This is a genomic window from Collinsella sp. HCP28S3_G2, from assembly GCF_052065125.1.
In the GTDB taxonomy this organism is placed as follows: Bacteria; Actinomycetota; Coriobacteriia; order Coriobacteriales; family Coriobacteriaceae; genus Collinsella.
In genome coordinates, this window is record NZ_JBQHUO010000006.1 from 53784 (window position 1) to 75525 (window position 21742).

A 21742-nucleotide genomic window follows, 5' to 3' on the forward strand; every position below is an offset into this window, starting at 1 on the left:
GAATTAGAATAACGGAGCGCCACCGTGAACGCAAGAACTATTTTTGAAAAAGTTTGCAGGCATTGTCCCACGCAGCTTGCGCAATTGCCTCTGCTTTCTCTCCAGTACGATCGACACGGTCGTTGACCAGCGCGTTTGCCGTGATGGAAATCATTGCCGGCTCACACTCAAGACCGCGAATGGGCTCCGGAGCCATATACGGGCAATCCGTCTCGAACAAAATACGGTCGAGCGGGGTCGCCGCAAATGCCTCGCGCACATCATTGTTGCGTTTAAAGGTTGCCGCGCCGCCATAGGCGATATAACAGCCCAAACCCACAAAGCGCTCCATCGTGGCGCGATCCTCGCCAAAGCAGTGCAGCACGCAACCGGCCTGAGGCACACCCACCTCGCGCAGCACGTTGTACGCATCCACATGCGAGGAGCGCTCCCCATCCGCATCCTCGTGGCGCAGATGCAACTCCACCGGCACGTTACGACGCACAGCAACTTCGAGCTGACGTGCCATACAGTCGATCTGCACGCTGTGGGGCGCCGGCGCAATGTCGTCGTCGTAATCCATGTGGTAGTCCAGACCGATCTCGCCGATACCGACGCATAAGGGATCATCAAGCGCAGCAACGACCTGTGCATGAATGTCATCGGTATAGTCCGGCGCGCCATAGGGGTGCACACCGGCGAGATACTTTATCTGCGGAATATCCCGCATCGGCAAAATCTCGCGCACCAGCCAGTCGCTATAGTCCGTCACGCTGCGTTTGTCGGCAATGGGATCAAAGATCGTCACCAACAGGTCGACGCCTGCAGCCTTGGCGCGCACAAGCGTCTCGGGTACTTCCTTGCCCCAAAACGAGAGCAAGTGAGCATGCGTATCGGCAAGCGGCGCCAAGGGCACGGGGCAAGCAACCGTCTTCTTTTTCTTGGTAAACGTCACGCGCTCGTCATTAGGCATCATGGATTAGCTCCTGAGCCAGACGGACAAAATCGGCAACGCCAAGCGTCTCGGCGCGCGTGGTGGGTGCGATGCCGCAAGCCTCAAAGGCGGCATCGAGCACGTCCTTGGCAAAGCCGTTGGCGCTCATGGAATTGCGGATGGTCTTGCGACGCTGAGCAAACGCAGCGTCAATCACGCGGGCCACAAACTCGCGATCAAGCCCCTCGGGCGCTACGCCGTCGACACGGTCGATGCGCACGACGGCCGAATCCACATGCGGCGCCGGCATAAAGCAGCGCGGCGGCACCTCAAAGCGACCCGTCACCTGCGCATACAGGCCGAGCTTTGCCGTATAGCCGCCGTAGGTCTTGTTGCCAGGCGTTGCGGCAATGCGATCGGCAACCTCCTTTTGAACCATGACGACGGCGCGCTTGAGCGCGGGCATCGTCTGGAAGAACTGCAGAATGATCGTCGCTGCCACGTTATAGGGCAAGTTCGCGACAAATACCGTCGGCTCACCGCCCGCGGCCTGCTCAATCTGCTCCGGGCACACCTTGAGCGCGTCGCCCATGATAAAGCGGAAGTTGGCATAGTCGGCGGCATGGGCATCGAGCACCGGCTCGAGCTCGGGATCGGCCTCAATCGACGTGACGCACGCCGCCTCCTGAAGCAGCGCAAGCGTGAGCGTTCCAACGCCCGGACCGACCTCGAGCACGCGCTCATCGCCCGCAAGTTCGGAAAGCTCGCAAATACGCTCGATCACATGGTTGTCGATCAGGAAGTTCTGGCCCAGGCGATGCTTGGTCGCAAGGCCAAACTCCTCCAGCAGCTCCCTTGTTGCCGTGGGGTTTGCCAAAGGCGAAGTTGTCATAGTTGCCTCCTTAGCATGGTGGCGGCGTCTTGAAACAAAAGGGCATGGACCGTTGCGGCCATGCCCTTACACCTAAACAGCAGATTGCCGATATGGCGCGCGGCGTCTTAACCCAGACGCGGGAACAGCGGCTCACCCTTCTCGACGGGCTGACCACCGGCAAGCAGACCCCAAGCGCAAATGCCCTTGAGGTCGTCGCTCGCGGCCTCGTCCTCGCACGACAGGCGGCGCAGGGCCTCGGTAGAAGTCTGGGGCATGAGCGGCATCAGCAGGTGAGCGGCAATGCGGATGGCCTCGAGCAGGTTGTAGATCACAAACGCCAGCTCGTCGGCCTTGGCCTCGTCCTTGGCAAGTGCCCAGGGCTCGGAGTCCTCGATGTAGTGGTTGGCGGCGTGGATGAGCTCCATAACCTCGTCTTTGGCTCCACCGTAATCGAGCACGTCCATCTTGGCCATGTAGCGCTCGGCCAGGCCATCGGCGATCTTTGCCAGCGGGTTATCGAACGAATCGAACGATGCGGGCTTGGCGGGCGCGCAACCATCAAAGTACTTACCGCTCATGTTGAGCGAACGCGAGATGAGGTTGCCCCAGCTGTTAGCGAGATCGGCGTTGTAGACCTGCTCCATGCGATCGAAGCTGATAGCGCCGTCGGTGCCGGGGACCACGTCGGTCATAAAGTAGTAGCGATAACCCTCGACGCCCAGCATGTCGATAACATCCTGCGGGGCAATGGCGTTGCCACGGCTCTTGGACATCTTCTCGGCCTTGCCAGTCTCGGCATTGCGCACGGTCAGGAAGCCGTGGGCAAAGACGTGCTCGGGCAGAGCCTCGCCAATGGCCATGAGCATAGCGGGCCAAATGACGCAGTGGAAGCGAATGATGTCCTTGCCCACAATGTGGAACTGCGCAGGCCAGCGATAGGCCAGCTCGGCACGGGCCTCGTCGGTGTCGACACCGTAGCCGACAGCCGTCATGTAGTTGAGCAGCGCGTCGAACCACACATAGGTCACATGGCCCTCATCGAACGGAACCTGGATGCCCCAGTCAAAGCTCGTACGGCTCACGGAAAGGTCGTTGAGGCCGCCCTCGACAAAGCTACGCACCTCGTTCATGCGGAATGCAGGCTCGACGAAATCGGGATGCTCGTCATAGAGCTTGAGCAGCTTGTCCTGAAAAGCGGAAAGCTTGAAGAAGTAGGACTCCTCCTGCACGCGCTCGAGCGGACGATGACAGTCGGGGCACAGGTGCTGGCCGACGCTGCCGTATTCCTCGTCACCCTTCTGGACCTGCGTGTCGGTAAAGTAAGTCTCGTCGGGCACACAGTACCAACCGTCGTAGCTGCCCTTATACAGGTAGCCAGACTCCTTCATGCGCTCCCACAGATACTGCACCGCATGATGCTGGCGCGGCTCGGTGGTGCGGATGAAGTCGTCGTTGGAGATCTCGAGTTTGCTCCAAAGCTCCTTGAAGTGCGGAGCCTGGCTGTCGGTCCACTCCTGCGGCGTCATGCCATGCTTGGCTGCGGCCTCGGCGACCTTCTCGCCGTGCTCGTCCATGCCGGTCAGGAACTTGACGTTATAGCCGGCGGAGCGGCGATAGCGAGCCTGGACGTCGGCGATGATGGTGGAATAAGCCGTGCCCAGATGCGGATCGGCATTGACGTAGTAGATAGGCGTCGTGATAAAGAACGAAGGCTTGCTTTGATCCATGGGGTTTGTCCTCCAGAAAAACGTTGCATACAGGGGATGATTCTAACGCAAGGGCTGGATATCCTCCATCTATTGCATATTGAGCACCATGGCATAGACATCGCGCTTGCGGCGTGAATACTTCTGAGACAGGCGCTTGGCCACCGCAGAGGCGGGCTCCCCCTCCTCGAGCGCGACACGGATATCCGCGCGCAGGGCCTCATCGGGATCCGCTGCCGCTGCGCCAACCGGCACAATGCCGGTCTCCTCGTCTTCACTCGGTGGCGCAATGACCAGCGCAATCTCGCCCTTTACCTCGCCGCGAGCACGCAGCCCCTCGGCAAGCTGGGCGGCGGGCCCACGCAAGACCTCCTCGTGCAGCTTGGTGAGTTCGCGGCAGACGGCAACCTCACGCTGGGGAAAGACCTCCGCCACGGCCTCGAGCGTCGCCACGATGCGATGTGGAGACTCGTAGAAGATGAGTGCGCCGGGCACCACGGCAAGGCGCTGCAAACGGCGCACGCGGTCGCCGTGCTTTCGGCCCAAAAAGCCCTCGAAAAAAAAATGCTCGCAGGGAATGCCGGACGAAACGAGCGCCGTGACGCAAGCAGAGGGCCCGGGAATAACTTCGACGGGCACATCGGCCTCACGCGCCGCCTCGACCAGCGCTTGGCCGGGATCGGACACGCTCGGCATGCCGGCATCCGAGGCAAAGGCAAGGGTCTCCCCCGCCAGCAAGCGGTCAACCAGACCGGCGGCGCGGCTGGCGATCACATTCTCGTCACAACGGACAAGCGGCTTGGAAATGCCCAGGTGCATCAGTAGCTTTGAGGTCACGCGCGTGTCCTCGCAGCAGATCGCATCGGCGGCGGCAAACGCCTCGCCAACGCGCGGAGACAGGTCGCCCAGGTTGCCGATGGGTGTTCCGACCACATAGAGTTTGCCCGTATGGGCGCTGTTTTGCGTCATATCAACCTATTCAATCATGCCGCGCTCGAGCGTACCGAGCGCCGCGCGGGCGTCCCATGCTGCGATGCGTTTCTCGGTCTTCCACGTTTGGAAGAACCAACCGGCAGCCGGCGCAAACGAAGCCAGCTGATTGGCGATAAACACGCGCTCGTAGGCATTGCGGCCCTCGGGCGTAACCGACGAGTTGGCAAAGATCGCCGCGCCCGACCATTCGCCCACCAGCACGGGGAACCCAGTTGAAATCGCTTCTTTAAGCTCGCGCTTGTTACGCGAAATCGCCGTCGTCAGCCCGCGGGGGCTCGTGATGTCGAGCGCATGCTCGTCGCGGTAATGGTACAGGTGAAGGTCCATGTAGACGTTCTTGTACTTGGCGCCGCGCATAAAATGCTTCCACTCGCCGGGATGTCCCGACGACGAGAAGACGACGATCTTATCCTCGGGCATATACGAACGGACGAGCTCGTAGGCATCGCGATAGAAGTTGCGCAGGTAGTGCGCCGGAATGCCATCCGTCATGGTAAAGAGACTCTTGCGGACACTCATCTGCGGCGTATCCAGCAGCTCAATGCCCAGAAGGCTTTCGGCTTCGCCGTAGCGATCGGCCAAACGCTCCAGCACGTCGAGCGCAACGTGACGACCGTTGGTGGACGAATGCCACTCGGCAACAGCCTCCGGCGTGGTGGGCGAATCGTTGGAATCGCCCTGGCCACCGGGCACAGTCGCTAGATCGAGCAGCACGCGAATGTCGTACTTGGCAGCCCACTCAATTGCACGGTCAATGTAGTCGATAACCGAAATGTAGGACGCATCGGACTCCTGCGAGCCAAAGGCATACCAGGGCACCGGCAAACGCACGGCATTGAGACCAATCTGCGCCATACGGCGAAAATCATCTTCGCTTACGAATGTCTCATAATGGCGACGCATGCGCTCGTTATAGGCAGCAGTGCCCATGGCTTCTTGCAGTTCCGCCGCATTGGACGCACCTGTCGCCGCGTACAGCGACGGGGTCACCCAAGGCTCGGGAATAAACCAGCCAGAGAGATTAACGCCGAGTATCCTCTCCATCACGGCCCCCTTCGAATCGTGCAGGGCGAACCCGCATCGTATTGCATAGGAAAAGTATCGTTTTGAGTATACCCGCGCACACGGACAGCCGATCGAACGGTCTGCAAAGTGGCGCAAAAGTAGGAGTAATATCTGGGCGGGCACACCCGAGATGGTACGCCAAGATGTGCACGCACGCCGAAGGCAGGCGCCGGAAGGAGCATCCCGTTTTTTTTGCTCAATAATGGAATGCATTTTCCGCCAGCAGGCCCAACCGGAAAGCATGTCCCGTAATTTCACGTCATTCCGGGTCGCATTTTCCCAAGCGCCCCTAAAGCGGAAAGCGCATCCCGCTCAGGATTGTAATTCTGGGATGCGTTTTCCGCGGGTCCACATAAAAGAAAAGGACCCCTTTGCAGAGGTCCTAGTCAATTCAAGGTGGCGGGGAAGGGAATCGCGTCCGCGCGCTGCGCGGACGGACCGCTGCGGCGCTTGCGCGCCTTGCGAGCTACGCTGGCAAACGCTATCGCGTTTCCTCAGCTCCGCGCCCTCGCGGGGTTCGATTCCGTGCGGGGGCTACATAAAAGAAAAGGACCTCTTTGCAGAGGTCCTAGTCAATTCAAGGTGGCGGGGAAGGGAATCGAACCCCTGACACGAGGATTTTCAGTCCTCTGCTCTACCAACTGAGCTACCCAGCCATTTGAGGTGTGCCTTGTTTCAAGGCTTGATTAGTATAACCAAGGACGCGCTCCGGTCAACCGAGAATTTGAAAAAAGTTTTTGGACACCACCTCGGTTCTGTAAAGCAGCACGTCAGAGACATCAACCGGCCGCAAGAAGTTTTTCGCCCAGGGCCTTCAAGCCTGCACTCGTTGCAAGACAGTGGGCGATACAAGGATTGAAGGGCGTTCCAGCACCGCCCAAGCACCGGGACAGGAGCACATGCGCCAGGGGCGGACATTTTCGTAGCGTGCAAGGATATTGCCGCTGCAATCAATAAAGGCAATGTCGATGGGATAAGCCATAAAACAGGTGTGGACCGAAGAGCAGGACGGAAACGCCATGACGAGCGGCAGTCCGTCAGCCGTAATCGGCACGCGGCCCAGCATGCCGCGCAAGCGTGCGCCAAACGATTCTGCCACCATAAACTCTGCCGGCGACCAACCGAGCCTATTGAGCGCACGCGCGTAGGCGATATAAGACAAGACGGCGCTCACATGACCACCCCCGGTCGCCACGGATCGACCGTAACCGCGCGCTCGTGCGACAGCTTCGCCGGCGTCCCCAGAGAAACGCCGGCAATGCTAAGCAATCTAGGCCACGGCTCATAGTACATGACGCAGGCATAGGTCCTAAACGTCCCGGACAGAGAGAGCAAGCCGCCGTCAGACGACGCCGAGCTCTGCTCGCTCGAGACCTCGACCTGCAGATTATAGCCCTGCATAGCCGCCTGAATCTCGGACTGGACACGCACCGAGGCATCGACAGAGCTCTTGTCGCCCTCCCCTTCCGGCGCCACAGCGTGCGCCAGCACGATATCGGGCACCACGCGATCGAAGCGCGCAACGGCGCCGGCAAAGACCATGACGTTGTACACAATGAGCGCAAGCACCAGCAAAACGGGAGCGACCACTGCCATCTCGACCGTCGCCTGGGCGCGCTCCTCGTACAAGACTGCACCAACGCCCATTACGACCCACCGCCCAAGGCGCCCGCCAGCGTGGCGACATCGACGGTGAGCGGGATGGAGCCGCCGCCGGGCAGAGGAATCTCCGCAAGTGTGAACACCGTACCGCTAATGGTGCGTTCGACTTGATATTCCAACGCCTCGCAAAGCGCCTTGGGATCGGTCACGCCCAACGGAATACTTCGCAGTTTGTCTTGCGCTTGAGAGAGACCGGCAATGTCAGACCCCGGACTCTTAATGACGTTAGCGGAATCGGTCAGCACCGGCTTTCGCAGGCGCAAGTCGCACGGTTCCAAACCCAGCGCCGCCACGGACGCCGAAACGGTATCGCCGAGCCACGATGCAATGGAGCCCAACGCGCCGCTGCCCCCTCCTAGGTCTTTAATCATCTCGTCCATAAGTTCGTCGGCCGAACCTTGGATGTCTCCGTATCCCACAAGCAGGCGTCCCCAAACATCCATGACGCCATCGAGTACGCCGGCAACGCCGCCCGAGCGCTCTTCCAGTGTCGAGAAAAACCGCGAGAGCACGTTGTTTTGCGCCGTCGCGTTGTCGGGAGCCAAGACCGCGGCAGAGATTGCACCGCGACTGCCGAGCGTAACCGGCTTATTGAATGAAGAGTTGAGCTTACCGGGACTGGTCATATCGCCCGAGACCGCAAAGGCGACCACGCCGTTTCGGCCGGGCGGGGCGATACGCGGCCGCTCGCCCGAAAGCGCCTTGATGGCCTGGTCAAACGCATTACCCGCGCGATCGGCTTCGTCCTCGGTCTGACGCATAAGCTCGAGCTCTTTGTTGCGACATTCGACGTAGTCTTCCAGGGCGTCTTTGAACTTGTCAAAGTGGTATTCGAAGCCGTTTTCGATAAATGATGGAGGCATGAGGGCGCGACCCAGGTCAACGACGTCAAATTGGCACTCCTCGCACACATCGTGGCCATCGTAATCGACGACGGATGCCAACCCACCCGGCGACCCATTCTTATAGTTGGGGCATCCGGTCCCATAGTGCAGGTATGTCTTGCCACCCATATCACTCGTAGGCCACATGGCATCGGTGTAGAGCTGGGTTCCCTTCACCTCATCTGGAGTGCGTGGCAGGAATGGAATCTGGGATAAGATTTTTTCACCATCATCTTTAATATACGAGTGATCGAGTTCTTCGATTGCATAAGCGTAAAACGCTTTGCGCGCGACAGACTCCGCTTCCATCTCTACACCCCCACCAAGCGGCCTTTCATTCGCCAGGCGCCGGCGGTAATAGTTCTTCGCACGATTTAGGGCGATTTGCGGCTCCCAATCGATACTCGAAGTATAGTGGCGGTTTTGTTCACCCGATAGCTTTGCCAAGCTCCCCGCACGCTCCCACATACATGAGTACTTGCCAATCGCATTCTCATCCGATCCGCCACAGTCCGCAAGCCAGGCGCGTTCCTTGGCCTTTGACGTTTTCTCGGACGCTTTCTTCAGTTCCTTGGCAGCATAGTCAAGGTCTTTTGAGGTGCTCTCGATGGCATCGGTCGAGATCTCTGACCCTTTGAGCGCAACAAAGTCCGACTCCGATGTCCTGGGCGCGGCGAGCGCTGTGCCGGTATAGGTCACGTTATCGGTATCCTGCGCCGAAACAGCCTGCGTAGCTCGCGCGGCAACCAGATATGGCAGAGCCGTTTCGACTTTTTGCAAACCCTCCGACGCACTTTTGGCAAACCTATTGCGCGTTTTAATAATCTCAATCCCGGTATCGACCATATCGCTTGCGGCTATTTTCCCACCCGGCACCAGCATGGCAACCAAGCCGGTGCCGATTGTGGCAAACCCCGCCAGGCCCAAGCTCAAAATGCTCGCATCCACCACCGTGGCCGCTGTATGGTAGGACGATATCACGTTGGCACCCGCCAGAGCACCGCTATCGGCCGCCACCTGGGTATCCCCGGCACGCGACATACTCCATATCGCCGCCGTCGACGAAAACAGCAGCGTAAGCACCACAAGTATGACGACCGCCGAAGAAAGCGTAGTGTAGGCACCGTCCTCGATAAACAAGTCGATACCGGAGCGGCCCATGAAGCCGCCCCGCTTGCGGCGGGCATTCGACCGGCAACGGCACACGAGCCCTCGCATCATTCGCAGCAGGCGACGCCTAATCCCACGCGGCAATCCACGAATCATAGTCTCCCTCCAGCCATCCGGGACGCGATCGGTACGAAACGTCGACTTTCAACTCAACATTCCCTCCTCCCCCCACATTGCCCATGGCCTGCGCGAACGCGCCGATCACGGGCAGCGGCTTTACATCACCCGCGATAGATACAGACGAAACGCCCCCTGCGCCCGCCCGGCCAAGCTCGATATCCCACGACAGCGGTCCGCCGGCGTGAAAGATCGAGACATCGGGCACCGCGGCGAGACGGCGGCGGGCAAACTCCTTGAGGTCGTCGTCCTCCGCCGTCGTCGTGGTCATGAGCCGCGCCGTCTCGGCGGCGGCAGACTCCATGACCGCACGCGTATAGAGCAGGCACACCGGCTGCAGCGCAAGCAGGATGAGCGTCAAAAACGTCGGCAGCAAAAAGGCGGCCTCGACCGTGGACTGCGCCCAATCCTCGCGCGCGATATCAATAGAGCGCGATGTCTTTGGCGCCTGCGGCGGCGTCGATAACCGATGTCGAGGCGACGCCATGGGACGCCGCCCGTGCAGCCAACGCCGCCAAGCGTCCGTCGGTGCCGGCGCGCCAAAGCCCCGCAATCGCCAGCACGATGGAAAGCAGCGCCATGGTGACGATGGCGTACTCAACGGTCGATTGGGCAGACTCCTCGCGCAAAACGTCAAGCATTTCACGATCCCTCCTTTGACCCCGATGCTTGCGGAACCAAGCGCACCGCGCGTAAGCGGCACGAGGCGTCGCCGGCATCCGCGGCAACCGTCACCATGTCGACCCAGCCGCGCCCATCGCGCACGATGGCGCCCCATACGTTGCCCTTGATGTCGAGGTAACCGCTTAGGGCGAGCTGGGCTGTGGGCACCTCGCGATAGACACGCAACAGGTCCGCGGCAGCCTCGGTCATCGGTCGCTCCTCGGCCCATGTCAGCCGGGCTGCGACTGCGTTGTCCGCAGATGGACCCGCCGCAGCATCCGCCCGTTCGTCGAGGGCGCGCAGAAAAGTTTGTGCCGTGACGGCGGCATCCCTGTCGGCCGTGTCCCGCGCTTTGTCATCGGGAGGCGCCACCGCGCCCGAGCTCCCATCCGCGACGGCCCCAGAACGCTGCTGTCGCACGGCATTCAGCCCCCAGAGCGTCGCCGCTATCACCACAATCAGGCAAGCGAGCACCAGCAGCACGCCAACAGAATGCCCGCCTTCTACAGGCTGTTGATGCCGTCTTTGATCGCGTTCCATAGCTTTTCGACGTTGCCCTTAAATGCAACGATGGCAATGATCGCGATTACCACGAGCACGCCGACCAAGATGGCGTACTCGGTGGTACCCTGCGCGCTTTCCTCCTGCACCAGCGCCTTGGCACGTTGACAGGAACGCATTGCACGGTAAAGCGTCCGGCTCCAAACCCTACCCATAACGTCAGCCATTTTGTTCATGTATTCCTCCCTACATCATCCCGCCTGCTCCCAGCAGCGGGCCCAATATGGATAACAGCAGTGCCGGCAAGATGAGCGTGCCGGTGGGAATCAGCAGCTTGACGGGCGCTCGTTCAATCTCGCGCTCGACCGCGGCACGATGGGCGGCGCGGATCTCGCGACTTTGGGCAGCAAGGGTCTCGGCAAGCGGGGCACCCAGGGCGAGCGCTTGACCCACCGTAATGGCAAAGGTCTCGAGCGCCCGCACGTCCAGGTCCTGCGCGGCCGCCAACAACTCGTCCTCGCGCGCTCCCACGCCCACCTGCCACGCCATGCATGCCCGTTCAAGCCGAACAGTCAGCGCCGATCGACGATTGGCGCAAAAGATCTCGAGCGCCGCATCGAACGAAAGGCCGGCGGAAAGCCCCAGGCGCACTACATCAATCATCTCGGACACCTCACCGAGCGAAACCTGCGCTGAGTTGTCCACGCCAAATGCGCCCCTCACCCGCGCAATAGCGGCATCGATCACCGAATGGGCCGCAGCAACGACCAGCACCGCCTCGCCCCTGAAAATCTCCATGGTCTTGCGCACATCCGAGCGCTCCAGGCCCGTCGCGACAAATACGCCGAAGGCGCACAGGCAAGCCGCGGCGGCAACCAGGGCGCTCACAGCTCCACCCGCATAATGCGTCGGATAACCATTAGGGCGACGCCGTTAAGGGCAAGCCCCAGAACCACGGCACCGGCGCCTACCGGCGTTGCGAGACCGTAGCGAAAATCTGCCGAAAGCAGGGCCAGCACCGCGCACATACCCGCCGGCATCGCCGCGACCATATGCGCCGACATGCGCGCCTGCGACGTTTTGACATCCAGGCGGCGCTTGAGCTCAATACGCTCCCCCACCATGCTCGACGCCTCGGACAGCAGGTCGGCAAGCGGGGCACCGGTCCGCTGCGACACCTTGAGCGCCAACGTGACAAGCGAAAGCCCGGGGGCGTCGATGCGGACAAGCAGATCGTCGAGCGCATCGGCAGCCGAAATGCCACAGTCGATCGCCGCCGCTACCCGCAGAAACTCGGTATGCACCGGCTCTTGCGCGTGAGCGCCCACAAACCGCATGCCCTGGGCCAGCGAATGTCCCGAGGCAAGCGACATGGAAAGTGCCGTAAAGGCCTCGGGCATGGCTTCCTCCACATCGCGCTGCTCGCGTCGGTGGTCAAAGACGTCGCGTGCGGCGCCCGCGGCAAAGGGCGCAACCGCCCCCAAAACAAAGCCGATGGGCGATAGCGACACCACGGCAAGCACAAGGCAGCAGACGCCACTCGATAGCAACAGGAACGCTAAGCGTGAAGCATCATCCTCAACGACAAGACCGATGCGGCGCACGGGAGCCAACGATGCCCACGAACGGGCGATCTTTTTTAGCAGATCATTTTTCACCAGCTCGCGTGGCAGCTTCTCGGCCACCGATTCAAACATATGGCGCACCAGCTCCGCCGGCGGCACCCTCGGCACATGAGGCTCCACTCCGCATACCGTCGCGACCGAAAACCCGGCAAGGCCCCCTACGACGAGGGGCACAACGACCTCCATTCGTCCACCTCCTCCTGTGTAAGCGTTCCCGAGCGCAAGCCCTCTGCGATAAACGGCGGCTCGCGGTTGAGGGTCCAGGTGCGCTCGGCGGCATCGAAGGTCACGTAGCGCTCGAGTTCCACGCCACCCGACGCGCCGCGTCGCACCCCCGAATAGGAGGACACAAAACGCCGGCCGTCCGCATGGCGCTCGGACATCACGATGCCGTCGAGCGCCATAGCGATTTGTTCCTCGATAAGCTCGCTCGGCAGATCGATGCCATAGCGCGCAAGCAGCGTCAAACGCACCACGGTCTCTTGCTCGGTGCCCGCATGAAGCGTGGTGAGCACAAGTCTTTGTATACGACAGTTTCATGCTAGAATGAAAACTAAGCTGAAAAGGTGGTAGAGAGATGACACGAGATACAACCAGAGCGGCTATTTACCTGCGAATATCTCGCGACTCAACAAAGCGAGGGGAAGCAATAGAACGCCAGCGCGAAGACTGCGAGACAACATGCGCAGTAAAGGGCTGGGAAATTGTCGAGGAATATGTCGACCTCTCTATTTCTGCATACTCAGGCAAAGCCCGACCAAATTACGAACGCATGATCAGCGATTACAAAGCGGGGAGATTCGACGTCATCGTCGCGTGGAAGCTAGACCGTCTTACGCGCTCCACCAAAGGTTTCGCGGACATGCTCGACGAGTTACGAGAGCAGAAGCTCCGTATTTGCACATCCGACCTTGGTGACGTCGACCTGTCGAAATCCGACGCAAGGTTCACGACGAACATCCTTGTGAACGTCGCCCAATTCGAATCGGACAGAAAATCAGAACGAAGCAAGAGAGCGAATCTACAGAGAGCGAAGCACGGCTATATAAAACCCGGAACCAGAGCATTCGGATATGACGGTCATTTCCACGTCATCGAGAAGGAAGCCGAAGTCGTACGCGCTATTTACGCCCAGTACCTCAAGGGTTCCTCGATGAATGCCATCAGCAGAGCAATCGCCGGAGAAACTGGCCCCAATCTGCCAAAGATGCCCTTGAGCGACGCCCCGTCGGTCATATTCGCACGCGAGAAAGGGAAACCCCTCCCCGATTGCACATGGAGCCTCGCAAACACGCAAACGATTCTTAGGAATCCCAAGTACGCGGGCTACGTGGCATACGTTCCAACCATCAACGGAAAGTGCCAAAGCCCCGGGAAAAATTGGACGGAATACATCGTTCGCGATGAGAACGGCAACCCCGTAAAGGCCGCATGGGAAGCAATCGTCGACACCGACACATGGTGGGCGGTCCAAAGGAAACGGGACAAAAACCGCTACAGAAAAGACGGCTCTCCGATAGACAGGGCGGGCAACGTTCGAAAGCATTTCGGAGCCGGAGTGTACCGCTGCGGAATCTGCGGCGGACCGATGCACTCTGGTGACTCGTCCTACCGCTGTGACGGCCACGTCAACAGGATGCGGAGCAAGGTTGACGAATACGTTCTGGCGGTAATAAGGGCGCGACTCGCGAGAGAAGATCTGAGAGACCTTCTTGCAAAGGGCGAGAACCCACGGCTCGGGGAAATATCTGCCGAACTCAGTAAGGCTCGCGGGGAAATCGAGCGTGCGCGCCACGACTATAAGGCGCGGCTCATTGACGGACCCCTTTTCAAGGAGATAAAGGACGAGCAGGACGCCATCATTAGTCGGCTCGAAGCCGAACGGCTATCCCTTCTGCCCGATAACCCGGCAACGGGAATCATCGAGGCCGAAGACCCCGTCGCGGCATTCGATGCAATAACTGACCCGGGCCAGATTGCGGAAGTAATCAACTTCTTCTGCACCGTGACCCTAATGCCGCATGAACAGGGTAAACGGACAACTCCGGAGACCCTCAAGAAAGACGTAATCATCAAGTGGAAATAGCTCGGACCGGCAAAGGTGAAGGACAATGGCTAAGAAAGAAATCAGAACAGACCTCTGGGTCGCGAGCCAGCTAGACGAGTGTGGGATTCCCTACACCCCCCAAGGCAGCGATGTAAAAGAAATCGCGGAGGCGCTAAGCACCGCCTCCAAGAACGGGACAGGTCGTGCCGGATACCCCGAGTATGTAGCGGTCATTAGAGATTTCGTGCTCGTTATCGAGGACAAGGCCGACATCGCAAAGCATGAAAAGCTCACGGAAAATGGAGTGCTCGACACTTCGACCCCGGCAGTGAAAGACTATGCGATCAATGGGGCGTACTTCTACGCGAAACACATCGCAAAACGCAGCAACTTCAGAAAAGTATTTGCCGTTGGGGTTTCCGGCAACGCAAAGCACCACAAGATTACTCCTCTTTGGGTTGACGACCGCGAGGGGTATAAGCGGCTTCCCGATATTGACACCCTTGTGTGGTTCACCGAGCAGAACATTCTTGAATACTACACGCGGTACGTTCTCGAAGAAGAGACAGACGTTGAAAAGACCACCGAACAGATTCTAAAGGACGCCGCGGAACTGCATGAGTATCTGCGCACGTATGGAACACTCAAAGACCAAGACAAACCATTGGTAGTGGCGGGTATCCTTCTTGCCCTAGACGAAATAGAACCGGGAGGATTCTCAATCGCCTCACTAACGGGCGACCAGACCCCGGGAATGCGAGACGGCGACAAGCTGATGAATGCAGTCAGGGGACGCTTGACCCGTTCCAACGTTGGCCCGGATGCGAAGAAGGATAAGCTCTTAGCAGAGTTCGCCATCTTGCAGACCAGCTTCCGGCTGAACGAAGTAAACGAAGCTTTGGGGAAAACTCCCCTACGGTTCTACACGGAATTTCTGTACGAGCACGTCTTCCGCAATATTAAGTACCAGCAAACAAGCGAAGACTTCATTGGTCGCTTCTACGGCGAGTTCATGAGCTATTCAGGCGGCGACGGACAGACGCTCGGCATCATCCTGACGCCTCGACATATCTGCGACTTGATGTGCGAACTGGTGGATATCCAACCAGACGACATCGTGCTCGACCCAACATGCGGGACGGCTGGATTCCTAATTTCCGCCATGCACCGCATGCTAACGATGGCAAGCAGCGAGCAGCAGAGGAAGAACATCAAAAAAGAGCAGCTCCACGGCTTCGAACTCCAAAGCAATATGTTCGCCGTTGCGGCTGCGAACATGATCCTGCGCAAAGACGGCAACAGCAATCTCGAATGCTGCGACTTTCTACGAAAGAACCCCGCGCAGGTTCAGATGAAGGGCGCAACCGTCGGTCTGATGAATCCTCCGTATTCTCAGGGGACAAAAGCAGACCCCGAACAGTATGAGCTCTCATTTATCGAACACCTACTCGACTCCCTAACGGTCGGAGCCCGTGCGGCGGTCATCGTTCCACAGTCCTCCATGACAGGCAAGTCGAAGGCAGAGAAGCAATTCAAAGAGAGCATCATGAGCAAGCACACGCTGGAAGGCGTCATTACATGCAACACGGATACTTTCTATGGCGTAGGAACAAACCCGGTTATTGCCATCTTTACCGCTCATGAACCACACAGCGGCGATAAGATCTGCAAATTCATCGATTTCCGCGATGACGGGTATGAGGTGCGAGCGCATGTCGGACTCATTGAGGGCGACTCCGCCAAAGACAAGAAGCAGCATCTTCTGGATGTCTGGTTTGGACGAGCTGAAGCACCTTCGAAATTTTGCGTCGAATCCACGGTGAAGCCTGATGATGAATGGTTGCACTCGTTCTACTACTTCAATGACGAGATTCCGACTGATTCCGATTTTGAAAAATCAATCGGTGACTATCTAACGTTTGAATTCTCTATGGTTATGCAAAACCGTGAGTATCTATTTGAGCAAGGCGATGGCAATGAAGAGTCTTAGCGAAAAAAGCTGGACCTCCCAATCAATTGAAGAGGTCTTTTCGATTTCGCCGGGCAAACGCCTCGAGTCAAGAAACCGAATCCCCGGAACTCGCCCATTCATTGGCGCGCTTGACAACTCAAACGGAGTTGCAGGCTTCGTCGCAAATAACAATAGCTCAGTCGACCGCAATGTTTTGGGCGTCAACTATAACGGCAATGGTATGGGAATCGGCTTTTACCATCCCTATGAGTGCATCTTTTCTGACGATGTAAAGCGTTTCCACTTGAAAAGCGTCGACGACAGTGCGGAACTTGCATTATTTACAAAAACACTAATAGGCATGCAGAGAAATAAGTTTGGCTACCTGTACAAGTTCAATGCTAAGCGCATGGCGGCCACACATATCCTACTTCCCGCCACAGACTCGGGTGAACCCGATTATGAGTTCATGGCTGAATATGTAAAGAAAAAGCGAGAGGAGCTATTGCAGCGGTATCGCACGTATATTGAGAAGCGCATCAAGGAGCTTGGGGAATCTGTTCCAATCCCACCATTAAATGAAAAATCATGGTCAAAATTCGCCGCATTTGGTGACAGCGGACTATTTGACATCTCCACAACAAACAGCAGCATCGACGGGGTGCGCATCATCAAAGGAAAAGACGATACCATCCCCTATGTCACGAGAACAGATTCCAACAACGGAATCGCTCGCTTTGTAAGCCCTGCCAATCTGCAATTTGGATTCGACCACGCCGGATGCATTACCGTAGGTCTTGATACGCAGACGGCGTATTGGCAGCCCTATCGATTTGTAACTGGCCAAAACATTCTGGTTATCACCGGAGCGGAGCTCGACTTCTATTTAGCTCAATTCCTCATTCCGCTTTTCAAAAGCCAGATGGTGGCGAAGTTCAACTGGGGCGGCAATGGAGCAACGTTAGGACGAATGCAGCGGCTTGAGTTAATGCTACCCGTCTCGGATATCGGTGAGCCAGATCTTGCATATATGCGGCAGTATTCGAGGAATAACCTGCTCAAAAAATATCGACAATATCAACAATATCTCACCTCGCATGAGTAAAAGATGGGGAGGGCCGACAATGGCCCTCCCCTTACTCCTAGAGTTCGATACTGTAATCTCCATCTTCCTTCGCCTTGATAAAGCTTAGGTTCGGAAGACGACGAGGCTTCTTGAGCTGGGAGTCAGGCTCCCCGCCCGTGTCGGAAGAGCACGAAGCGCCCGCCGCACGCATGATATCCCCGAACATTGCCTCTGCCTTACGGGCGCGCAGGTCGAGCACATCCTGTCGATTATTGGCCACAATTACCACCTCCCTTCAATCATCCACCGAGCTGTCTGTCTCTTTGGCGTTTCCTCGTTAGCTCGTATTCAAATTGCTCACCTCTCTCGATTATTCGTCTGGCTTTTCTCATGCGCTCCTCAGCACGGTATTCAGAGATGGCAACCCCGGCCGCATGGGCTCTTTTCTCTGCACCCCACATCTCCGCACGCGCCACATAGGTTCTCGCCTTTGCCGACTCGATGCGCATTAGCCTCACTTGTCGATTTCGCTCCCATGCCCACTCACGTAAATATGCGGAGGCCATTCGCGAGAATGGATCCGCGGAAGATCGGGCGATCATTGAGAAGACCTTGGAGGCAAGAGCCCAAACAGTCGGGCAGGACCTCGCCTGCTGTTCAAGCTCCTTCGATGCCATGAATTCGTTTCGTGCCCGTTCCACTTCGGCGCGGAGCTTTTGAGCCGCGCCTTCCGGATTCTCGACAGCCCTCTCGGAAATCTTAAGAACATCGTCATTCTTGCCGTCCGAGCCGGCGGAGATAAGCTGCCTCTTTCTCTCGGCCCAAATATCTCCCGCAGCCATGGAGGCCATATCCGCGCTAACCCCATAGCCCTCAATCTCCTCCGAATCAACGGGCGCAGAAGGTATTGGAAGCGGGACGCTCGTCTTTTCTGTTCCAAAGGAACAATCCTTGAAGTGTGCCTCTATGCCCTCCTTGGAAAACTCCCCAGCAAGACGGGAGGCCGCCCTTCTCCGAAGTCTCCCGGGGCCTTTCGGCGGGTAGCGCATCCGATACGACCACCCAACCGACACCGAGCCATCAGCCGCAGCCTTTCTCGTCTCCTTTAGCTCGACTCCGAGACGGCAAAGCTCCTCCCGGAACGAGGCCACGTCATGGGAACGAGACCTCGCGAGATATACCCTGTCACCGAGCTCACGCTCAAAATCATTGGCCTTTCCCCTCTTCTCGCGCCAGAACTCAGCCTTGGCGCCGGTGACGGGCAAGCCTTCGTCTTTGCAAATCTCGTCACTCAGCAGCGAGATGCGCCGGTGGTTCATGCCGTGAGCGAGTGCGAGGCCCGTAGCCTCATCAATGTTTGCGATCTCGACGTGAACATGAAGCTTCCCCCCTTCCCCATCCGTGTGCGCGGTGACATCGCAAGGAGAGTTAGGGGCTATCGCCTTCGCAAGTCGATAGCCATGGCCAACTGCAACCGCGATGTCGTCTGGACGATTGGGACTAAGCTCGATGTCGTCAAATGAAACACGAACCTCGAACCCCTCGACCCGGCGTCGTGACCCTGCAACAATCGCCTCGCAATACGCCACAAAATCATCTCGTGACTCGAAGTCTCCGGCGCGATCTACGATGCGGTCAGTCCCAGCTTCTAAGTGCGCGCGCCGCTTCGCTCCCGCACCGAGACGGGTATACTCCATCCGGCTACGCATCGACCGGAGAGGCTGAACGTTAGTCGTTGCCATCCAGCACCTCGTCTCCCCTCTCAAGCTCGTCACGGACGCGAGAAACCTCCCGAGCGACCTCACCAACGGAAATCGAGAGTTCCTTTAGTCGCGATTCAAGCTTTACCTGGCTGAGCATCGAAAGGTCGCGACTGCTGTTCACCTTTCTCGCAACTTGATTTACGTTTATTCCGATTGAGCGCAACTCACTCGCCACGCGCTCCAAATCCGCGTTACGGATGATTACGAGCCGCGGGGGGCATGATGTCGCCACGGAGCGAAGAGCTGCCGAGCGGGTAAGACCCTCTCGCTTGCATAAGACATCTAAGGCGGCAAGCTCCTCTCGGCTGAACCGCACGTCGACTCTCTGCGTGCGCAGAGGCCTCCCCTTCTGTCTGGTGTTCCTTTGTCCATGTGCTCTCTCGCCGGGCATTGTTTCCTCCTCTCGATTACAGGCATTCAGTTCGCAAGCAGGGGCTTCGTCCGGACGTCAGACTGCTGACGACGTATCGAAGCCCGCTTGCGAGGGGTCACCCCTCGACCCCCTCCTTTTCCTCTTCCGAATGAACGACTTCCTTCTCGTTACCGTCTTCCTCCGGCAAGGGCAGGGACTTATAGAAACCTCGCTCCCGGTCCCAAGAGTCGCTGCAACCGAGCTCCTTCCACTCCTCAAAGCTCGCCATGGCTTCCTTGCGCTTCTTCCCTGAGGCGAGTTCGGAAGCAAAGACGCTTTGCCAAAGCGGAGTGAAGATCGTCTCGTAAACGGATCGCATGTTCACCGACTGGGGGACAGACCCATCGGGCGCAGGAAGGGCAGGGAGCTTCCCCACCCGGACAGCGGGTAGCCTGCCGGTGAAAACACAATCCTGCACCGAGGAGAACAGGGCCTCCGCATTCGCCCTGGACTCTATTTGGCCGCCGGAACAAGAATCGACGGCGCGAACGATAAAGTCTGCAAGCCCGAAGGGGGAGAACCATGTATCCTCGACGGCATCGTCGAATCGAAAAGTCAGGTTCGACAGCTTCTTCGGCTCCTCTTCCTCATCCCCAAACGTCACGTCATAAGGCGCACACCTGACCGGTACCTTCACGACGCAGTTGTGCAATCCAAAGTCATAGGGATTCAAAACGGTCACATACCACTGGAGACGACGGAAGAACGTATCCACCATCTCGGAGCGGTCACCGCCCCCGATATTGCGACTGTAATAGAAGAACTCAAGAGGGTCTTTGTTTGCCGAAATGATGATTACCCTCGGGGCGACTCCTGCCTTGTTTTTATATCGAGAAGATGCTGCGTTCGCGTTGTATGGGTCGAGCAATTTAAGCCAGTCCTCCGCAGACATGGCCCCGCCTCTCACATCGTCAAGCAGAATAATCTCCTCACCGGAGTATTCGTCCATAGCGTTTGACGCCGCGAGGCTTGCAGTCTCCCATCCGTTCACACTCTTCCAGTAGCGGCAAATGGACTTGATGAGATTGGACTTACCGGTACCGGGACGCCCGTAGAAGAAGAATATCGACGTGCTGAACTCCCCGGCTTCCATCGCGGCAACCGCCTGCGCCATCCGCCTCTCGGCGTAGGCCTGCAAAGCCGCGTCCACCTGCTTTTTATTCGAGGGAATTGAGTAGATGCTATAGAGCTCATCGCTCAATAGAATCTGCTGCTTGCAAACCTTCCCGTTGCGAGCAAGGTCAACGAGTAGGTCAACGCTCTCAATGGCGTCCTTCTTCGCCTTTACCGAGGAGCCGCGGTCCCACGCTCGTTTGCGTTCCGCCCAAACGTCCATATAGTCAGGACCTCTGACGGTAAGAACCTTCTCGGGAGGGTATTGGAACTTGTCCTTGTCCTTCGCATGAATCAAGTAAGCAAGCATGTTGTCGTAGGAGTATCGGCCAGATTTCGGCTTTTCAATCATGTTCTCCTCGACACCAAGCGCCTTGGCAACATCGGATAGCGTCAGCCCCTTATCCCTCCCTGAAAACTTGCATACCACATGGGCATGGAGAAACTTCGGCTCACGTATATAAGCCTGCTCGGCGGAAGACCAGACCTCGCGCGTATCCTTGTCATGCAAGATCCCGTAAAACTCAGCGACCTCCGATCCGCTATTCTCGAGCCTCGCAACCAAAACCTCGCAAAAGTGGCCTAGGTCGGTAAGGGCGTTGAGCTCGGCGGCGCTCCAACCGGAGAAATGTTCTGCGGCAAGCTCGGTCGCCATCGTGAAGCAGGTCAGCTTGTTATCGCCGCCCCTGCGGCTCTTTCCTTTGCCCTTTTTCGCGCTCTTCTTTTTCCACTCCTCGGCAGCGGCTTTCGCCTCATTCTCCCCGCCATCAATCAGAGCAACCTTGACACCTGCCTTCACATACTCCTGATACTTGTCCCAATGCGCCTCTCTCAAGGCAGGGTCGGCAATATCCTCAACTTTATCCATGAATGCGAGGTTGGGAGAAACCTGCTCATCGAACATAGCGAACCGCCTCCCCAAACCTTTCAATTAGCGCAGCAAGGCTAATTGAGGCGCAAAATGAATCGCAGCCTACCAGCGAAGCGACCCCGAGAGGACCAGACGCAAAACTCGCCAAAAATACGCCTCGACCAGCGAAACGACCGCGGCGGCGGTATCGACAAGCCCACCGCCGCGCGCGCGTTACGCATTCAATAAGGCGAGACATGGGAAAAATCTCGGCAAAGTCGTAAAGAAGATCAAGCGACACAGTAGCCACCCCCTCAGCTACCAAGCAGGACCGTAAGACGGTGCTTGCGCTCGGCGGAGAGCGGAG

22 protein-coding genes and 1 tRNA gene are annotated in these 21742 nt (G+C 58.0%); 3 read left to right on the forward strand and 20 right to left on the reverse strand.

Translation table 11 applies throughout. The features are described 5' to 3' along the window. Window positions 1-37 precede the first annotated feature (37 nt). From ACTNB2_RS05080 to ACTNB2_RS05155, 16 genes are all read right to left on the reverse strand, one after another. Window positions 38-955 (reverse strand): TatD family hydrolase, encoded by a 918-nt coding sequence (locus tag ACTNB2_RS05080; RefSeq protein WP_441044828.1) that lies wholly within the window; start codon window positions 953-955, stop codon window positions 38-40. After that, entirely contained in the window at window positions 945-1805 is an 861-nt protein-coding gene (gene rsmA, locus ACTNB2_RS05085; RefSeq protein WP_441031685.1) for a 16S rRNA (adenine(1518)-N(6)/adenine(1519)-N(6))-dimethyltransferase RsmA, read from the reverse strand. Before rsmA ends, ACTNB2_RS05080 begins: the two co-directional genes overlap by 11 nt. Window positions 1806-1912: 107 nt before the next feature. After that, window positions 1913-3514, reverse strand: a complete 1602-nt coding sequence (gene metG / locus ACTNB2_RS05090; RefSeq protein WP_427728405.1) for a methionine--tRNA ligase — start codon at window positions 3512-3514, stop codon at window positions 1913-1915. A gap of 69 nt (window positions 3515-3583) precedes the next feature. Further along, a complete protein-coding gene (gene rsmI, locus ACTNB2_RS05095) occupies window positions 3584-4462 on the reverse strand; it encodes a 16S rRNA (cytidine(1402)-2'-O)-methyltransferase (RefSeq protein ID WP_441044827.1) in 879 nt (292 codons plus the stop codon). 6 nt (window positions 4463-4468) lie between these two features. Then, window positions 4469-5530: a glycoside hydrolase family 5 protein gene (locus ACTNB2_RS05100; RefSeq protein ID WP_427728410.1), complete on the reverse strand. Its 1062-nt coding sequence runs from the start codon at window positions 5528-5530 to the stop codon at window positions 4469-4471. Between the two features lie 604 nt (window positions 5531-6134). Continuing rightward, a tRNA-Phe gene (locus ACTNB2_RS05105) sits at window positions 6135-6207 on the reverse strand. 158 nt (window positions 6208-6365) lie between these two features. After that, on the reverse strand, window positions 6366-6725 hold the full coding sequence (locus ACTNB2_RS05110) for a DUF192 domain-containing protein (protein WP_441044826.1): 360 nt from the start codon (window positions 6723-6725) through the stop codon (window positions 6366-6368). Next, window positions 6722-7198: a hypothetical protein gene (locus ACTNB2_RS05115; RefSeq protein WP_441044825.1), complete on the reverse strand. Its 477-nt coding sequence runs from the start codon at window positions 7196-7198 to the stop codon at window positions 6722-6724. The genes ACTNB2_RS05110 and ACTNB2_RS05115 overlap by 4 nt, the downstream gene beginning before the upstream one ends. Next, window positions 7198-9258, reverse strand: coding sequence for a hypothetical protein (locus tag ACTNB2_RS05120; RefSeq protein WP_441044824.1), 2061 nt, complete (start codon window positions 9256-9258; stop codon window positions 7198-7200). Before ACTNB2_RS05120 ends, ACTNB2_RS05115 begins: the two co-directional genes overlap by 1 nt. 76 nt (window positions 9259-9334) lie before the next feature. Then, on the reverse strand, window positions 9335-9871 hold the full coding sequence (locus tag ACTNB2_RS05125; protein WP_441015643.1) for a TadE/TadG family type IV pilus assembly protein: 537 nt from the start codon (window positions 9869-9871) through the stop codon (window positions 9335-9337). Next, the gene (locus tag ACTNB2_RS05130) at window positions 9807-10025 is read right to left on the reverse strand and encodes a hypothetical protein (protein ID WP_154517649.1); all 219 of its coding nucleotides are present in this window, start codon (window positions 10023-10025) and stop codon (window positions 9807-9809) included. The genes ACTNB2_RS05125 and ACTNB2_RS05130 overlap by 65 nt, the downstream gene beginning before the upstream one ends. A gap of 1 nt (window position 10026) precedes the next feature. Beyond that, window positions 10027-10257: a hypothetical protein gene (locus tag ACTNB2_RS05135; protein WP_154517646.1), complete on the reverse strand. Its 231-nt coding sequence runs from the start codon at window positions 10255-10257 to the stop codon at window positions 10027-10029. Between the two features lie 293 nt (window positions 10258-10550). Beyond that, window positions 10551-10727, reverse strand: a complete 177-nt coding sequence (locus tag ACTNB2_RS05140; RefSeq protein WP_441044823.1) for a hypothetical protein — start codon at window positions 10725-10727, stop codon at window positions 10551-10553. A 67-nt stretch (window positions 10728-10794) separates the two neighbouring features. Next, the gene (locus ACTNB2_RS05145; protein ID WP_427719087.1) at window positions 10795-11436 is read right to left on the reverse strand and encodes a type II secretion system F family protein; all 642 of its coding nucleotides are present in this window, start codon (window positions 11434-11436) and stop codon (window positions 10795-10797) included. Next, a complete protein-coding gene (locus tag ACTNB2_RS05150; protein ID WP_441044822.1) occupies window positions 11433-12359 on the reverse strand; it encodes a type II secretion system F family protein in 927 nt (308 codons plus the stop codon). The genes ACTNB2_RS05145 and ACTNB2_RS05150 overlap by 4 nt, the downstream gene beginning before the upstream one ends. Continuing rightward, window positions 12332-12688 (reverse strand): hypothetical protein, encoded by a 357-nt coding sequence (locus tag ACTNB2_RS05155; RefSeq protein ID WP_441044821.1) that lies wholly within the window; start codon window positions 12686-12688, stop codon window positions 12332-12334. The genes ACTNB2_RS05150 and ACTNB2_RS05155 overlap by 28 nt, the downstream gene beginning before the upstream one ends. A gap of 62 nt (window positions 12689-12750) precedes the next feature. Between ACTNB2_RS05155 and ACTNB2_RS05160 the strand changes: the two genes are divergently transcribed. From ACTNB2_RS05160 to ACTNB2_RS05170, 3 genes are read left to right on the forward strand one after another with little or no spacing between them, the layout of a single operon-like run. Then, window positions 12751-14259, forward strand: coding sequence for a recombinase family protein (locus ACTNB2_RS05160; protein ID WP_441044820.1), 1509 nt, complete (start codon window positions 12751-12753; stop codon window positions 14257-14259). 25 nt (window positions 14260-14284) lie between these two features. Beyond that, complete coding sequence (locus ACTNB2_RS05165; protein WP_441044819.1) at window positions 14285-16210, forward strand: HsdM family class I SAM-dependent methyltransferase; 1926 nt, start codon at window positions 14285-14287, stop codon at window positions 16208-16210. Further along, entirely contained in the window at window positions 16197-17276 is a 1080-nt protein-coding gene (locus ACTNB2_RS05170; RefSeq protein ID WP_441044818.1) for a restriction endonuclease subunit S, read from the forward strand. Before ACTNB2_RS05165 ends, ACTNB2_RS05170 begins: the two co-directional genes overlap by 14 nt. 37 nt (window positions 17277-17313) lie before the next feature. Here the strand turns inward: ACTNB2_RS05170 and ACTNB2_RS05175 are convergent, their stop codons facing one another. From ACTNB2_RS05175 to ACTNB2_RS05190, 4 genes are all read right to left on the reverse strand, one after another. Beyond that, window positions 17314-17517 carry a hypothetical protein gene (locus tag ACTNB2_RS05175; protein WP_441044816.1) on the reverse strand — a complete coding sequence of 68 codons (204 nt, stop codon included), beginning with the start codon at window positions 17515-17517 and terminating at the stop codon, window positions 17314-17316. 19 nt (window positions 17518-17536) lie between these two features. Next, window positions 17537-18979, reverse strand: a complete 1443-nt coding sequence (locus tag ACTNB2_RS05180; RefSeq protein WP_441044815.1) for a relaxase/mobilization nuclease domain-containing protein — start codon at window positions 18977-18979, stop codon at window positions 17537-17539. Next, entirely contained in the window at window positions 18966-19391 is a 426-nt protein-coding gene (locus tag ACTNB2_RS05185; protein WP_441044814.1) for a plasmid mobilization protein, read from the reverse strand. The genes ACTNB2_RS05180 and ACTNB2_RS05185 overlap by 14 nt, the downstream gene beginning before the upstream one ends. A 97-nt stretch (window positions 19392-19488) precedes the next feature. Then, a complete protein-coding gene (locus ACTNB2_RS05190) occupies window positions 19489-21429 on the reverse strand; it encodes a Rep family protein (RefSeq protein ID WP_441044813.1) in 1941 nt (646 codons plus the stop codon). Window positions 21430-21742: the final 313 nt, after the last annotated feature.

Bases quoted from the DNA above. Each gene is read 5' to 3' on its own strand.
- ACTNB2_RS05080 (WP_441044828.1), bottom strand. From the start codon at position 955: ATGATGCCTAATGACGAGCGCGTGACGTTTACCAAGAAAAAGAAGACG.
- rsmA (WP_441031685.1), bottom strand. From the start codon at position 1,805: ATGACAACTTCGCCTTTGGCAAACCCCACGGCAACAAGGGAGCTGCTG.
- metG (WP_427728405.1), bottom strand. From the start codon at position 3,514: ATGGATCAAAGCAAGCCTTCGTTCTTTATCACGACGCCTATCTACTAC.
- rsmI (WP_441044827.1), bottom strand. From the start codon at position 4,462: ATGACGCAAAACAGCGCCCATACGGGCAAACTCTATGTGGTCGGAACA.
- ACTNB2_RS05100 (WP_427728410.1), bottom strand. From the start codon at position 5,530: ATGGAGAGGATACTCGGCGTTAATCTCTCTGGCTGGTTTATTCCCGAG.
- ACTNB2_RS05115 (WP_441044825.1), bottom strand. From the start codon at position 7,198: ATGGGCGTTGGTGCAGTCTTGTACGAGGAGCGCGCCCAGGCGACGGTC.
- ACTNB2_RS05120 (WP_441044824.1), bottom strand. From the start codon at position 9,258: ATGGGCCGCTCCGGTATCGACTTGTTTATCGAGGACGGTGCCTACACT.
- ACTNB2_RS05125 (WP_441015643.1), bottom strand. From the start codon at position 9,871: ATGGCGTCGCCTCGACATCGGTTATCGACGCCGCCGCAGGCGCCAAAG.
- ACTNB2_RS05130 (WP_154517649.1), bottom strand. From the start codon at position 10,025: ATGCTTGACGTTTTGCGCGAGGAGTCTGCCCAATCGACCGTTGAGTAC.
- ACTNB2_RS05135 (WP_154517646.1), bottom strand. From the start codon at position 10,257: ATGACCGAGGCTGCCGCGGACCTGTTGCGTGTCTATCGCGAGGTGCCC.
- ACTNB2_RS05140 (WP_441044823.1), bottom strand. From the start codon at position 10,727: ATGCGTTCCTGTCAACGTGCCAAGGCGCTGGTGCAGGAGGAAAGCGCG.
- ACTNB2_RS05150 (WP_441044822.1), bottom strand. From the start codon at position 12,359: ATGGAGGTCGTTGTGCCCCTCGTCGTAGGGGGCCTTGCCGGGTTTTCG.
- ACTNB2_RS05160 (WP_441044820.1), top strand. From the start codon at position 12,751: ATGACACGAGATACAACCAGAGCGGCTATTTACCTGCGAATATCTCGC.
- ACTNB2_RS05165 (WP_441044819.1), top strand. From the start codon at position 14,285: ATGGCTAAGAAAGAAATCAGAACAGACCTCTGGGTCGCGAGCCAGCTA.
- ACTNB2_RS05170 (WP_441044818.1), top strand. From the start codon at position 16,197: ATGAAGAGTCTTAGCGAAAAAAGCTGGACCTCCCAATCAATTGAAGAG.
- ACTNB2_RS05180 (WP_441044815.1), bottom strand. From the start codon at position 18,979: ATGGCAACGACTAACGTTCAGCCTCTCCGGTCGATGCGTAGCCGGATG.
- ACTNB2_RS05185 (WP_441044814.1), bottom strand. From the start codon at position 19,391: ATGCCCGGCGAGAGAGCACATGGACAAAGGAACACCAGACAGAAGGGG.
- ACTNB2_RS05190 (WP_441044813.1), bottom strand. From the start codon at position 21,429: ATGTTCGATGAGCAGGTTTCTCCCAACCTCGCATTCATGGATAAAGTT.